At 47.5% G+C, this 13,648-nt stretch carries 17 protein-coding genes; 16 read left to right on the plus strand and 1 reads right to left on the minus strand.

From position 1 onward, the window contains the following. Positions 1–114: 114 nt before the first annotated feature. The 10 genes from AWB54_RS05135 to AWB54_RS05185 all read left to right on the plus strand — a co-directional run bounded on the left by AWB54_RS05135 (position 115) and on the right by AWB54_RS05185 (position 8,555). Positions 115–1,119, plus strand: a complete 1,005-nt coding sequence (locus AWB54_RS05135; protein ID WP_061213542.1) for an HD-GYP domain-containing protein — start codon at positions 115–117, stop codon at positions 1,117–1,119. Positions 1,120–1,201: 82 nt separating this feature from the next. Continuing rightward, the gene (locus tag AWB54_RS05140) at positions 1,202–1,969 is read left to right on the plus strand and encodes an enoyl-CoA hydratase/isomerase family protein (protein WP_061213543.1); all 768 of its coding nucleotides are present in this window, start codon (positions 1,202–1,204) and stop codon (positions 1,967–1,969) included. A gap of 12 nt (positions 1,970–1,981) precedes the next feature. Further along, positions 1,982–2,167, plus strand: coding sequence for a hypothetical protein (locus AWB54_RS15875; RefSeq protein ID WP_061213544.1), 186 nt, complete (start codon positions 1,982–1,984; stop codon positions 2,165–2,167). A gap of 129 nt (positions 2,168–2,296) precedes the next feature. Beyond that, the gene (locus tag AWB54_RS05150; RefSeq protein WP_061213545.1) at positions 2,297–2,734 is read left to right on the plus strand and encodes a MarR family winged helix-turn-helix transcriptional regulator; all 438 of its coding nucleotides are present in this window, start codon (positions 2,297–2,299) and stop codon (positions 2,732–2,734) included. Positions 2,735–3,087: 353 nt separating this feature from the next. Continuing rightward, positions 3,088–4,233 (plus strand): acyl-CoA dehydrogenase family protein, encoded by a 1,146-nt coding sequence (locus AWB54_RS05160; RefSeq protein ID WP_061213547.1) that lies wholly within the window; start codon positions 3,088–3,090, stop codon positions 4,231–4,233. 69 nt (positions 4,234–4,302) lie between these two features. Next, complete coding sequence (locus AWB54_RS05165; RefSeq protein WP_061213548.1) at positions 4,303–5,589, plus strand: FAD-dependent oxidoreductase; 1,287 nt, start codon at positions 4,303–4,305, stop codon at positions 5,587–5,589. Further along, positions 5,586–5,870: a ferredoxin family protein gene (locus AWB54_RS05170; RefSeq protein WP_061213549.1), complete on the plus strand. Its 285-nt coding sequence runs from the start codon at positions 5,586–5,588 to the stop codon at positions 5,868–5,870. Before AWB54_RS05165 ends, AWB54_RS05170 begins: the two co-directional genes overlap by 4 nt. Positions 5,871–5,894: 24 nt before the next feature. Further along, a complete protein-coding gene (locus tag AWB54_RS05175) occupies positions 5,895–6,650 on the plus strand; it encodes an electron transfer flavoprotein subunit beta/FixA family protein (protein ID WP_061213550.1) in 756 nt (251 codons plus the stop codon). A 5-nt stretch (positions 6,651–6,655) separates the two neighbouring features. Further along, positions 6,656–7,591, plus strand: a complete 936-nt coding sequence (locus tag AWB54_RS05180; RefSeq protein ID WP_061213551.1) for an electron transfer flavoprotein subunit alpha/FixB family protein — start codon at positions 6,656–6,658, stop codon at positions 7,589–7,591. Between the two features lie 532 nt (positions 7,592–8,123). Beyond that, positions 8,124–8,555 carry a hypothetical protein gene (locus AWB54_RS05185; RefSeq protein WP_153014666.1) on the plus strand — a complete coding sequence of 144 codons (432 nt, stop codon included), beginning with the start codon at positions 8,124–8,126 and terminating at the stop codon, positions 8,553–8,555. Here AWB54_RS05185 and AWB54_RS05190 read toward each other — a convergent pair whose 3' ends face one another. After that, complete coding sequence (locus tag AWB54_RS05190; RefSeq protein ID WP_061213553.1) at positions 8,556–9,044, minus strand: hypothetical protein; 489 nt, start codon at positions 9,042–9,044, stop codon at positions 8,556–8,558. It lies immediately after the preceding gene. A gap of 91 nt (positions 9,045–9,135) precedes the next feature. Here AWB54_RS05190 and AWB54_RS05195 point away from each other — a divergent pair, with 91 nt between their 5' ends. The 6 genes from AWB54_RS05195 (at position 9,136) to AWB54_RS05220 (ending at position 13,498) form a co-directional block, all read left to right on the plus strand. Next, entirely contained in the window at positions 9,136–9,858 is a 723-nt protein-coding gene (locus AWB54_RS05195) for a CPBP family intramembrane glutamic endopeptidase (protein WP_061213554.1), read from the plus strand. Between the two features lie 102 nt (positions 9,859–9,960). Then, positions 9,961–10,266: an FmdB family zinc ribbon protein gene (locus AWB54_RS05200; protein WP_061213555.1), complete on the plus strand. Its 306-nt coding sequence runs from the start codon at positions 9,961–9,963 to the stop codon at positions 10,264–10,266. A gap of 177 nt (positions 10,267–10,443) precedes the next feature. Beyond that, the gene (locus AWB54_RS05205) at positions 10,444–10,731 is read left to right on the plus strand and encodes a late competence development ComFB family protein (RefSeq protein ID WP_061213556.1); all 288 of its coding nucleotides are present in this window, start codon (positions 10,444–10,446) and stop codon (positions 10,729–10,731) included. A gap of 3 nt (positions 10,732–10,734) precedes the next feature. After that, positions 10,735–11,175 (plus strand): ribonuclease HI, encoded by a 441-nt coding sequence (gene rnhA, locus AWB54_RS05210; protein ID WP_061213557.1) that lies wholly within the window; start codon positions 10,735–10,737, stop codon positions 11,173–11,175. 297 nt (positions 11,176–11,472) lie between these two features. Next, a complete protein-coding gene (locus tag AWB54_RS05215; RefSeq protein ID WP_061213558.1) occupies positions 11,473–12,126 on the plus strand; it encodes a YkgJ family cysteine cluster protein in 654 nt (217 codons plus the stop codon). 172 nt (positions 12,127–12,298) lie between these two features. After that, on the plus strand, positions 12,299–13,498 hold the full coding sequence (locus AWB54_RS05220; RefSeq protein WP_082736036.1) for an ABC transporter substrate-binding protein: 1,200 nt from the start codon (positions 12,299–12,301) through the stop codon (positions 13,496–13,498). The last annotated feature ends 150 nt before the right edge of the window (positions 13,499–13,648 follow it).

Here is a 13,648-nt window from a genome sequence, read left to right on the forward strand (position 1 = left end):
GATCGGCAATGTTAAAAAGGCCTAAGTACATACCTTGACAACAGCATAGTCATTCTAAACATCAGGCAGAACTGTTTTTCACGATCGATATACTTGAGCAAGGAGTGCTGCAAAATGAAAGAACGTATTTCAGTTCTTATTGTTGAGGATGACGAACTACATACCGAGTTAATTCAAAGAGCCTTCGAAGACCACCAGTCTCGCTTTATGCTAAGATTCAGCAGCAACCTGATGGAGGCCCGCATCTACATGGAGGAGAGGAAACCCGATATCGTAGTTTGTGATTGGCTGCTTCCTGATGGCCGGGGAATTGAGCTGTTTTCTCCGGATAAGGAGCATTCGTCCTATCCTATCATTATGATGACCAGCTACGGCAACGAGGAGCTGGCGGTAGAAACCATTAAAGCCGGGGCTTTGGATTATCTGGTGAAATCGCCGGAAGCCTTTGCTGGCCTGCCTGACTTTATCCTGCGGGGTTTGCGGGAATGGGAACATATAAGGGCCCGCCACGCGGCGGAAAAGAAGCTCCGTGATGTGCTGCTGCAGACCGTGGAGAGCCTGGCCTCCATGCTGGAAAAGCGTGATCCCTATACCTCGGGACACCAGAAAAAAGTAAGTGTGCTGGCCTGTGCCATTGCTGAAGAAATGGGTCTTCCCGCTGAGATTATCGAGGGAATACATATTGCTGCCATCCTCCATGATATAGGTAAAATCAGCATACCGGCCGAATTCCTATCCAAGCCGGGTCGTTTGAGTCCTATCGAGTTTGATATTATTAAAACCCACCCCTTCAATGCTTATGAAATGCTGAAAGCGATAGATTTTCCTTATCCGGTAGCCCAGATCATATTGCAGCATCATGAAAAAATGGATGGTTCCGGCTATCCTTACGGACTGCTGGGGCCGGATATTTTACTGGAAGCACGGATTATTTCCGTAGCTGATGTAGTGGAAGCCATTTCCTCGCATAGACCCTACCGTCCCGCGCTGGGTATTCAATATGCCCTGGAGGAGATTGCGCAGAACGCTGGAAAATTATACGACCGCGAGGTGGTGGAAGCTTGCCTGACCCTCTTTAGGGAAAAAGGATTTTCACTGGATGATTTTGTTCGTGACTGATGATGGTGAGGTGACTGGGAGGTGATACCGGGTACAGGACTTTAGTTTTCAGTTGATTCTTACAGTATAAGGGGGTTAAACAATGAATTACGATTACCAGACCATTAAAACAGAGAAAATGGAAAAAGGAATATTGCTAGTGTCGCTTAACCGGCCGGAAAAGTATAATGCCATGAATATGCTTATGTTGAACGAATTAAACGACCTGTGGCTCAAGCTGAAAAGGGATCTTGAGACCCGGGTCGTTATTTTGAAAGGTGAAGGCGAAAAGGGCTTTTGTGCCGGTATGGAAGTGGCGGATATTATTAAGCCCCAGGTAATGGCTGATATTCCAGCTATGTATGACCTGCAGATGCCTATTGGCGAGCTGCAGATAAATATGAGGAATTGTCCCCAGCCCATTATTTGTGCGGTACACGGGGCTGCTGCCGGGGCTGGTTTCAGCTTTGCCATAGCTTCTGACATACGGGTGATCTCTCCTGATGCCCGCTTTTCCGCTGCCTATGTCAATGTTGGATTGGCTGGAGCCGATATGGGCAGCAGCTATTTCCTGCCCCGCATCATCGGTAGTGGACGGGCCTATGAATTCCTATACACCGGGGCTTGGATGAATGCTGAGGAAGCCATGCAGCTTGGCTTTGCCTCTCGTTGTGTGGAAAAAGAAAAATTATTTGACACGGCCCTGGAAATCGCCCAGGCCATAGCTAAGAAGGATCCATTAGCGATGAAGCTTACCAAGGAAGCGGTTAACCTGAACATTGATATTGGCAGCTTGGAAGCTGCTATAGTAATGGAAAACAGGAATCAGAACATGATGATCAGCCTCCTGGCCAACCGGATGAAGAAATAATAAGGGCATAATTTGGCCGGTACCCTGTCCATTGGGAAAGTGGATGGGGTACCGGCCTTTTTGGAGTTTTTAGTGAAACGGATAACGACCGCAGCTCTAGTTTTCCCTCTTTCCTACATCCTGGTCGTTATCCTGGTTTGGCTAAAAATTGGGATTGAGTGGCATCATAAGGGAGAAAAGCACCTTGACAGCAGGTAGATAAATAAAGTTTAATAATATAGACACTATTCCCATAATAATTATTAAGGAATTAATATTAACAGAATCCGTATTTCCTCAATATATATGTTCCCGGATCTGCCAAATATAATGAATAAGGAGTTTCGCATGTTAGACTTTACTACTTTTTGGTGTTTTCGCCTGAATGCCCTGTCACGCAAAATAAGCCGCATGTACAACAACCGCTGTCTTGAACACGGGGTCACCGCCGCCCAGAGCTTTGTGATATTTGATGTCATGGATCATCCGGGTACCAGTGTGAAAGACATAGCCACCCGTATCCAATTGGATAGCCCTGCAATTACCGGGTTAATTGATCGTTTGGTCAGAGAAGACCTGGTGGAGAGAAAGGAAGATCCGGAAGACCGCCGCAGTCTTAAAATTTATCTTACCGAAAAAGGTCAGGAACTGGCGGAAAAGAACCTGGTTCCAATGGCCCATGAATTTAATAAATATATAAGGCAGCTGGTTGAACCGCAGGTTTCCCAAATATTCCAACATTCTCTGGATCTTATAGACAAACAACTGAACAAGAACAGCAACTAGGAGGAACCGTTGTTTTACTCTGCAGACAAAAAGCCCAGGAAAAGGAATTATTATCCCGGGCATTTGCTGTCCGGGTTTTGTATTCAAATAGCTGGAATCTTCTTCTTGTTGTCTTTTTCAGATATGATATTATTTATTTATAACGAGGTGAAAATGTTTCCCGCTTCTTTAAGTGGCTGGTTTCCATTAACAAAGCAGTCGGCGATTAATAATCTCCCGCCTCGTTGCAGTGGTGTGTTGAAACTGCTTCGTAGTTTCTTCCGATACTTAAAAGCAATGACTAATATCTAAACTAAATCAGCAACAAAAGCAAATGGCAGGATATTAAAAAGGCTATAAGGGGGTTGTATATTGTGGATTTTAATCTAAGCAAGGAGCAGTCGTTAATTCAACAGATGGCCCGGGAGTTTGCGGAGAAAAGCATAGCTCCCGCAGCCAAACAGATTGACGAGGAGAGCAAGATTCCCGAGGAGATTTTAGCCGGAATGGCGGAGCTGGACCTTTTTGGCATTCCCTTCCCGGAAGAGTACGGCGGAGCCGATGGGGGTTATGATGGCTATGTCCTGGCTATGGAGCAGATTGCCAAGGTTTCCGGCGGTGTAGCTATGACCATGGCTGCTCATACCCTGGGTTTGGGGGCCATATCCGCCTTTGGAACCGAAGAACAGAAGAAAAAGTACATGATTCCAGGCTGCAAGGCCAAGCACATCGTATCATTCGCTTTTACCGAACCGGGAACCGGTTCTGACCCCAAACAGATTACCACTACCGCCGTAAAACAGGGTGATTTCTATATACTTAACGGAACCAAGCGTTTTATTTCCAATGCCAATTATCCTGGAGCCATGGTGGTTTTTGCCCGCGAGACGGAAAGCGGGGAAGTGACTGCCTTCATTCTCGACAAGTGGGCCGAAGGCTACTCCATATCGGAGCCCTGGGAAAAAATAGGCATGCATGGGGGACAATTACTGGATGTATATATGAAAGATGTAAAAGTACCGGCGGATAACCTGCTGGGCAAAATAGGGCAGGGTTTTCCCATTTTACTGCTGGGTATTGCCCTGGGCAAGATTGGCACCAGTACCGCGGCCCTGGGAGGAACCCTGGCAGCACTGGAGGAGGCCAGCAAATATGCCCGGGAAAAAACCCACCGGGGCCAACCCATAGCGAAATTCCAGGCCATTCAGCTTAAAATCGCCGATTTAGCCATCAAGTATGAAACCGCGCGCTGGTTGTGCTACCGCCTGGGCTGCCTGGCCAATGACATAAAAGATCCGGGCAAATTTGCCGCTGAGGCTGCTCTGGTTAAGGCTTATTGCGGCGACAATGTGGTGGATGCGGCGCGTATAGCGGTTGACGTGCACGGTTCTTACGGACTTATGAGAGATTATACTATTGAACGGGTCTATCGTGATGCCATAATTGGGCCGGAAATTGAAGGGGTAGCCGATATGCAAAAATTGATTGTGGCGTCTTCTATTTTGAGAAGCAAAGGTTAAAGATAATAGTATTGTAGAGTTCCTTTATTCGGGGAGATAAATACGGAAACCCCAGGAGGTGAAGCTTATATGGAGAAATTCGATGTAATCATAGTGGGAGCCGGTCTGGCAGGTCTGGCGGCAGCCTATACCCTGGCCGGGGAAGGCCTGGAGGTACTGGTACTGGAAAGGGGTGACTACCCCGGAGCCAAGAATGTGACCGGCGGGCGTCTCTATCTTAACCCGGTCCGCGAGTTATTTCCTGATTTGTGGAAAAAAGCACCCCTGGAGCGATTTATCAGCCATGAAGGAGTAACTATAATGAGCCGGGAGCGCTCGGTGACCATTAATTATGAAGGAGACGAGCTGCGCCAGGAGCCCTACCAGAGCTACAGCATCCTTAGAGCCAGGTTTGACCGCTGGTTGGCCAAACAGGCGGAAAGAAAAGGAGCCATGCTGGTGGACAAGACCCGGGTGGATGATTTGATAAAAGTGGATGGCCGGGTAAGCGGGGTAGTAGCCGGAGGGGATGAGCTCTATGCTGATGTAGTAATTGCTTGTGATGGTGTACTGTCCCTGGTAGCGGAAAAAGCCGGCCTGCGCCAGCCGGGTAAGCCGGAAGATTATGCCGTGGGCTTCAAGGAAATCATTGAGTTGGACCAGAAGCTTATTAATGAGCGCTTTGGCCTGGAGGGCAATGAAGGCCTGGCCCGTATGTTTATGGGAGAGGTAACCCGGGGCAAGTTCGGCGGAGGCTTTCTTTATACCAATAAGGATAGTATCAGCCTGGGCATAGTGGTGGGCATCAAGGATTTGATGCAAGGCCAGCCGGCCGTACAGGCTCCCTTGCTCTTGGACGAATTTAAACAACGCCCGGAAATAGCGGTTTTAATAAGAGGCGGGGAGACCGTGGAGTATTCCGCCCATGCCATTCCGGAAGGAGGCTACCAAGCCATGAGCAAACTTTTCGGGGATGGTATTCTACTGGCCGGTGATGCCGCTGGTTTTTCCATGAACATCGGGGTTACAGTTAGAGGCATGGAATATGCCCTGGCCTCCGGTTATTATGCGGCTCAGGCTGTGCTTGCGGCCAAAAAGGCGGAAGACTTTAGTGCCCGGGGACTGGCAGTATACCAGGAACTCCTGGGGCAAAGTTTTGTTATGGAAGACTTCAAGAATTTCCAGAAAGCACCTCACGCTCTGGAAAATCCCCGCTTATTCCAACATTACCCGGAAATGTTGGGAAATATGATGCGGGATATATATGCTGTTCCTGCCGGCCCCAAGAATCGGCTCTACCCGACTATAAAGCAATACCTTGGCTTTAGCGAGTTGTGGTCGATGTTGGGGGATGCGAGGAAGGTGATGAAAATATGAGTGAAATATTAGGATTGAAAGCCAAGCTGGGATTGGATGTTTTTAAAGCCGATAAAGAAGCTCATATAAAGATCAGGCCAGGTATGGAGAAAGATGCACGCTTGAAACGGGCGGTTCTGGTATGCCCGGCCGGGCTTTACAGCGAAAATTCCGAGGGTGCCGTTGAATTTACCATTGATGGATGCCTGGAATGCGGCACTTGCCGCCTGGCTTGCGGTACCGAGGTCTTGGAATGGAATTATCCCGGCGGCGGAAGCGGAGTACAATTTCGCTTCGGCTAAGAAATATAGTAGGGGGATAGAAGGATGAATGTTGTAGTAGCTATGAAACAAATACCTGATTTGCAGCAAATAAGGATTCGTAACCGGCAGCCCGTATTGGAAGATATCCCCTGGACCATGGGGGCTATAGACAAGAACGCCCTGGAGGCTGCGGTGCAGATTAAAGAAGCCCAGGGGGGGAAGGTGGTCTTGCTTTCCGCCGGTAACGAGGAACTGGAAGATACGGCCAAGGAAGCTTTGGCCGCCGGAGCAGATGAAGCTCTGCTCATCATCGATGATAAGCTGGATGAGATGGGCAGTGCGGAAATAGCCAAAATACTGGCTGCAGCCATCCAGCGCATAGAGAAGATAGACTTGATTATCTTTGGCGAGGGCAGCGGAGACAACTATTCCGGCCAGGTAGGCTCGCGAGTGGCGGAAATCCTGGGCCTGCCTCAGGTGGGTTATGCTTCCGCTATTGAGGTTCAAGGAGAAAGCTTGCGGGTAAGCCGTTCCCTGGAAGACGGTAAGGAGTTGGTGGAAATAGGACTGCCAGCGGTGATAACGGTCATTTCCGGGATTAATGAGCCGCGCATAGCTTCCGTAACCCAGATACTAAAAGCCGGGAAAAAACCTAAGGAAATTCTGGACCTAAGTGATTTAGCTTTGGACCTGGGTGAGATCTGCCCGGTAAAGACCGAAAGCAACCTGGCTCCCGAGAGTGACCGCAAACGGGTAGCCGTCAAGAGTGTTGACGAACTGGTAGCGGCCCTTAAGGGCGAAAACCTGATCGGGAGGTAGCAGAGATGGCAGGAATATTAATTTATAGTGATAAAGACAAGCTGGCTCGAGAATTATTGACTGTGGCCGGTTTAATTGCTGATGCTCGGGGTTGGGAAGTAAAGGCGGCTTGTATAAACAATGCCAGACAATGCCAGCTCTTATCGGCTGCCGGAGCCAGGGTATATCAAATAGAAAACCCGGCAGTGCTTCCGGCTGATGCCGCCAATGTGGCGGTGGCCTTAAAAGAGGCTTGCGGGAAGCTGGACTGTTCCATAGTATTGCTATCCTCTGACCGCCGGGGCCGCGAACTGGCCGGGCGTCTGGCCCAGGTTCTGGGAGCGGGTTGCCTGACGGATATTTCCGCAGTCAAGGTGGAAGGGGAGCAGATTCATTGCCAGCGTAATGCGCTGGGCGGGGCTACCGTAGCCACCCAGTATATAGATGGGGAAAAGCAGGTGCTGGCTATAGTGCCGCGGGCTTTTGCCCCGGCTCCGGATCGGGATGGCGGCAGTATTGATGAACTGCAAGTGGAAGTCCCACCTTCCCGGATTAAATTACTGGAATTCCAGGCCAAGGACAGCAGCAGTGCAAATATAGAAGAAGCTCCGGTGCTGGTGGTGGCAGGACAGGGCTTGAACAGCCAGGAAGACCTGGCTGCGGTGGAAAGCCTGGCGCAGAAGCTCGGAGGAGAACTGGCCTGTTCCAAACCGCTGGCTACAGATAAGAAATGGCTGCCTGAAGACAGGGTCATTGGGCTCTCTGGCAAGAAGTGCCAGCCGGATCTGGCTGTTTTGCTGGGTATTTCCGGACAGGTGCAGTTTACGGTGGGCATCCGTGATGCCCGGGTGATTGTGGCGGTCAATTCCGATGAAAATGCTTATATACACCAAATGGCTGACTATTCTATGGTGGCCGATTTGCACCAGATAGTCAAAGAGCTAAATGATGCCCTTGCTTAAAAATATTTTGGTACTGCAAAAGACATAATATTATTCTGCTTGCATAAATATTCCGCTCCAGCGTCCTTAATAGCGACCGCAGGGAGCATCAGTTGTGCCCGACAGGGCGCTACGCATGGGCAACACCAACGGCTTGTCCCGCGGCTCAAGGGGTACCGCGCCAATCTCCCGTCCATGGGAGTTAGCGCGCTTGCGACATCCTGGCGCTCGCCCCCTTTCGCCTGCTCGTCTTAGCCGGTGCAACCTTAATAGTAACATCCGAAGGATGGAACATCAGGAGTACCCACAGGGTGAAGCATCCATGCTTCGCCAACGCTCGCTTTGCATATTTATGCAACCCCATGCAACAAAAAAGGGGTTTTGCAGTATAGCCTGTTTTATAATGCGTTTTGAGAGCCCCCTGTTAAGGGGGCTTATTTTTTTCTATCTCGTTTTCCTTGCTCTTGCTTCCTCCCTGGTATATATTTTTATACGAGGCGAAATGCGTCCCAATCAGGCTGGTGTTGGCAGCAAGAGGAAGGTTGTGAAGGGAATGGAAATAACTCTAGGCTTCTTGGCCTTAAGTATCTTTTTACTTTATTCCGTTTACTTCATTAAAATCATCAAAGGTAATCCGGAGAGCTTTGAACTGGATCTGCTTAACTCTTTGGCTAATTGGATGATAGAGAAGGGAGCCAAGAGCCAGGTCCGCATATGGATGATGCTTCTTTTATCCCTTCTATTGGAAGCAAGCTACTTTTTACTGGTAATCTTGATAGTAGCCAATCCCGTTATGCTTGGTTTTACGGTGCTTTTTGCCACCTTTGAACTGCTTCATTTACTCGTTCTTGGATTAGCCTTCAAGCGTTTTTTCCAGGGACAAAAAGTGCTAAAAGAAGTCTTCAACTGGAAAATGGAAAGAAGCAGTGCCCTCTTATTTTTTACCTATTCCCTGCTGGTACTCATTAACCTTTGGTGGATATAATTAATCCACTTCAGCCCCATCATTGGAAAAAACGGGATTGGAGAGCATAAGGGGAATAAAATTATCGTTCTTTTGTATGCCAATAATCCCATAATAACTAAGCTGGGAACTGGATTTGAAGTAGCAGGTCCCGTCCAGTTCCTCTACGGGTAATTCAAGGGTATTTGAGCTGGAACCGGATTCGTGTAATCGTATAGCCAATGAATTTACCCCAATATTAGGACCATATTTTTCTTCAAGCTGTTTCCAACGCTTAGGATTAATTCTCCAGTAAGCCAGGATATAACCGGGATGAGAGCTTAAATGGAGTACATTACTGGTTTCCTCTTCTGGTTCCAGGTATTTGAACAATTCCTGAGCGGTCTCCAGGTGAAAATCGATTTCTTCCCGTTCTTCATTTTTTTGGCGTGTATCCAGGCTGGAAATTACCCAGTAGAGCATAAGTGCCACCACCAGGGTTAAAAGAAAAATATAAAGTATTGGACTCAAAACTTGTCAACCTCCTTCGCTTTAATAGTTTTTCCTTAAAGCAGCGAAAAAATAAGATGTATAATTAAAGAGAATGGAAAGGGGGATTTTCTTGGAAGGGATTAATGGACAGCAGCTTAAGTGGAACTGGTTGGAGCCAATACTGGTGTATTTGGGAATATTGTTCTCCGGCTTGCTGTTTAGTTTTTGTAGTGAAGAAATAGCCTTTTTAATGCTGGCCATAGGGATGCCGCAGACAGAAATGGCTTTTTTTGCGGTAGCTTATATTTTTCAATTTCTGGTTACAGTTTTATTGGTTCTTTTTCTAAGTGTTTTTGTTAATAATGCCGGCTTGAATGACCTGGGTCTTAAAAATACCAGCTGGAGCAACTACTGGCGTTATGGAATTATGGGTGGCTTACTATTAATGTTGCTGGTACTGTTGCTGGGACTACCCATCAATTACCTGCAGCCCGATATAAGGCCCCAGGTTTTTGAAGAGATGCTCCGTTCGGTTCAAGGCGGTTCTGAGTTCATAATTTTGCTGCTAATGGGGGCAGTGCTGGCACCGGTTTCCGAAGAACTCTTTTACCGGGGAATGATATACCCGGTGGTAAGGGGCTACCTTGGCCCTCTATGGGGAGCAATTGCAGCGGGTTTGATTTTTGGCCTGGCCCATTGGGATTTTTGGCGTACTATACCACTGGCGGTAGGTGGTGCCGTACTCTGCTATTTTTATGAAAAAACCGGGAGCATCCTGGTTACTATGCTGGCCCATGGGGTATGGAACGGAGTAATGGCGGTTATTATTTATTTTAGCCTGATTAATGTGTAACCCCGCTCGCTTGTCAAGCAGAGGTAGTATGTGTAAAATATTTTTTGGAGCGGTAGATAGTGATGTTTTGCTAAAATTCATATTTGATGGAGGATGATGTAAATGCCGGTTTATGACTATCGCTGTGAAAACTGCGGCTGTTTTGAAAAGATGCAGAAAATTACGGAAGAAGCACTGAGCGAGTGCCCCAGTTGTGGAGGCAAGGTGCAAAGGTTGATAAGTAAAAATGTAGCCATTGTCTTCAAAGGTTCAGGTTTTTATGCCACTGATAACCAGCAGCAACTTAAAAATAAAGCTCGGGCCATGAATAAAGAAAGGCAAAAGGATAACGAGGCTTTGCTGGATGGGGATGTAAAATCCTTCGTCAAGCAATCTGATAGCAGCGATAAAAAAATTGCGGAAGCTTGATTCCCTTAAAGGGGAATCTTTTTTTATGTAGAAATAGTAAAATAGGGCAATTAAGAGTAAAAACGGATATGACCGCTATATGCTTGGCCCCGGGACTGGGTGGAAAGTTCCTGAGGCCGATTATCCGGTAGGAATTTGCGGGAATTGCCACAAATATTGGAATAGCAGGTGGGCCGCGTGGATATAGGCGATATGAAGGTTATTAATATCGTGGAGGAACTGGTGTGGGAATGCTTTAAGGAAATAATGGAGCACCGCCCGGGAATATGCCGTTGTGACCGCTGTGTGGCTGATGTCTGTGCGCTAGCTTTGAACAAGATGAAACCTCGTTATGTGGCCAGTAACAAAGGCGAAACCATCTCCAAAGCCGCTTTTTTAGAAAAAGAATTAAAGATAAAGCTGCTGGTTGCCGTGGCTGATGCGGTGGAGAGAGTAAATGCCAATCCCCGGCATGAAATGGAGTAGAAAATGAAAGAGATAATAATTTACACTGATGGGGCTTGTTCGGGAAACCCGGGACCGGGAGGCTGGGGAGCCGTACTTATATATGGAGAGCATCAAAAAGAAATTGCCGGGGCTGAAGCTGATACCACCAACCAGCGTATGGAATTGATGGCGGTAATAGAAGCTTTGAAGGCTATAAAGGGCAGCGGTTGGGAGATCAGGGTTCATTCCGACAGCGCCTATTTTATAAATGCAATTCAAAAGGGTTGGCTGGAGAATTGGCAAAGGAATGGCTGGAAGAACAGCAAAAAAGAGGACGTGGCCAACCAGGATCTATGGAAAGCACTTATTCCCTTGCTGCGAAAGAATCGGGTACGAGTAGAAAAGGTTAAAGGTCATTCCGGCGACAGGTGGAATGAACGCTGTGACCAGTTGGCCCGTAATGCCATAAAAGGCTTGGGCTAAGTAGTAATGCGGTAAATTTATAGTCTGCGAATGACTCTGCAAAAACCCCTTTTTGTTGCATAGGGTTGCATAAATATGCAAAGCGAGCGTTGGCGAAGCATGGATGCTTCACCCTGCACCCTGCGGGCACTTCTGATGCTCTCTGTGGTCGCTATTTAGGTTGCACCCTGTCGGGTACGCCTGATGCTCCCTTCGGTCGCTATTTAGGTTGCTGAGCGGAATATTTATGCAAGGAAATGCATATTTATACTTTTTGCAGTAGAAGTAAAACTTGTCATGTTTTGTGGAGGGTAACTCGTGAAGAAGCTGGAACTATATAGCGGAACGGAACAGGGAAGACCGGCGGTAGGCATTAGAATAGGAGGAGAAGCCAGTATTCAGGATTTGCTGGATCTCTGGCAACCTCTCTGTGATGACAGCGAGCTGTTCAAATCCTATGCCGCCGATAACCACGCTGCTTGCCGGGGGTGCTTGCATAATTGCTGCCAGACGGCTTATGTAATTCCCGATTTTATTTCCTTTAAAAAGATGGCCGCTCATTTGCACTTGACTTATAAGGAATTCCTCTCCGCTGACTTTTTTGATGCGGAGAAATTGGAAGCGGGAATTATTCGGATGAAGCCCAATCCCTGCATATTTTTACGGGATAATATCTGCAGTATTTACCCCTGGCGCTCTCTCATCTGCCGTTTTTATATCTGTTGCCAGTTGATGGGGGATAGCGAGCAGCTGATCTATTCCATCTGCTGGAGCGGGTCGGCGGCCACCCAGCTCTTTGCCGAACAAGAAGGACTCATCAACAGCAACGGAAGCGGAGCTTTGAGCAGTTTTGATTTGATGTTTAAAAGGCTAATGGACGAGTACCGCTTTGATCCCCGGGTTCAGCTTTTCTTACAGGCCGATGATTACCGCGATATTCCTCTCTCGGCTTTTACTGCTGCCGATATTTAAAAATCCTTCAACAATATTGCAAGATTCTGGCTTTTCAGCTTTTTTTCCTGCTCGTGCAGGATTTTGAGCCGGGGAAAGGAATATATAAAGTTGGTGCATTTTTTGATTTTGGAGGTGAGAAAACTCGAATTTTAGTAATAATTATGAAATGATGATAAAGGGAGGTAAAAAATTGATAAGGGGAAGAAAATCGAGATGGGCCATGCTGCTCTGCCTGCTACTGGCCGTGGCGTTGCTCGCCGGCTGCAGCAGCAACAAGGAAGCAGCCGAGGGCAATAAGGATGCGGACAAGAGCCAGGAAGAAGCAATCAAACTGGGTTTCCTGGGAGCAACTACCGGTGATGTGGCCAACTATGGCATTCCCGGTAAAAAGGGAATGGAAATGGCTATTGATGATTTGAACGCCCAGGGTGGTATATTAGGTAAGAAGGTAGAAGGGGTCTATGAAGATAATAAAGGTGAAAATTCAGAAATAGCTCTGATTGCCACCAAATACATTACCAGGGATAAAGTTGTGGCCATGGTGGGTGATCCCTGTACCGGTCTAACCAAAGTAGCTGCTGATATAGCTCAAAAGAACAAAGTAGTTATATTTTCCGCCGGGGCTACGGGCACCGGTGTGGTAGAAATTGGGGATTATGTATTCCGCAACACCCTTTTGGACCAATTCGCCGTTCCTTCCGTGGTTGATTGGATGATGAACAGCAAGGGATGGAAGAACTTTGCCATAATAACTTCGCTTAATATTGGCTATAGCACCGCCCTGACCCCGGTTTTCCAGGAAGCCATCAAGGCCAAAGGCGGGAAGATTGTAATTGAAGATACCATAAATAATGGGGAAACGGATTTCACCGCCCAGATTACCAAACTGAAGAATGCCGGGGCGGATGTTCTGGTATTTACCGGCTACTACCGTGAAGCAGCCCTGTTGCAAAATGAAGCCAAAAAACAGGGATTGGATATCACCCTCTTAGGTGGGGATGGCCTTTATGGACACGACTTGATTAAACTGGGCAAAGATGCGGTGGAAGAAAAGGTAATATACTATTGCGGCTTCAGCAGTGATCAGCCCAGTCCCGAGACAGACGCTTTTATCAAAAAGTATGTAGAAAGATTTAAGGAACAACCGGATATGTTCTCCGCCCAGTATTATGATGCAGTTATGATCCTGGCCAAAGCCATGACCGATGCCAAGAGCACCGACCCTGCAGTGTTTAAGGACGAACTGGCCAGGTTAAAGGATTATCCGGGAGTATCTGGAAACACTACCTTCAGGGCCGATCGGGAACCAATAAAGAGCCCGATTTGTCTCATTACGGTTAAAGACGGAGAATTCTTCCTCCTGGAAAAGATTCCAGTAAAAGTTCAGTAAGCCTGAATAAATAATGGAGTGCAGTGATAGCCCGCCCTCTGGGCAGGCTATCACCTAACTTTTAGGGGTATTGTAAAAAGGCCCTGAGGGACTTTTTTACAATAACCCTAAAAAATTTACAACAATAATCGCGCCAAGCGTCAGGGAGGA

Source organism: Syntrophomonas wolfei subsp. methylbutyratica, from assembly GCF_001570625.1.
GTDB classification, from domain to species: domain Bacteria; phylum Bacillota; class Syntrophomonadia; order Syntrophomonadales; family Syntrophomonadaceae; genus Syntrophomonas; species Syntrophomonas methylbutyratica.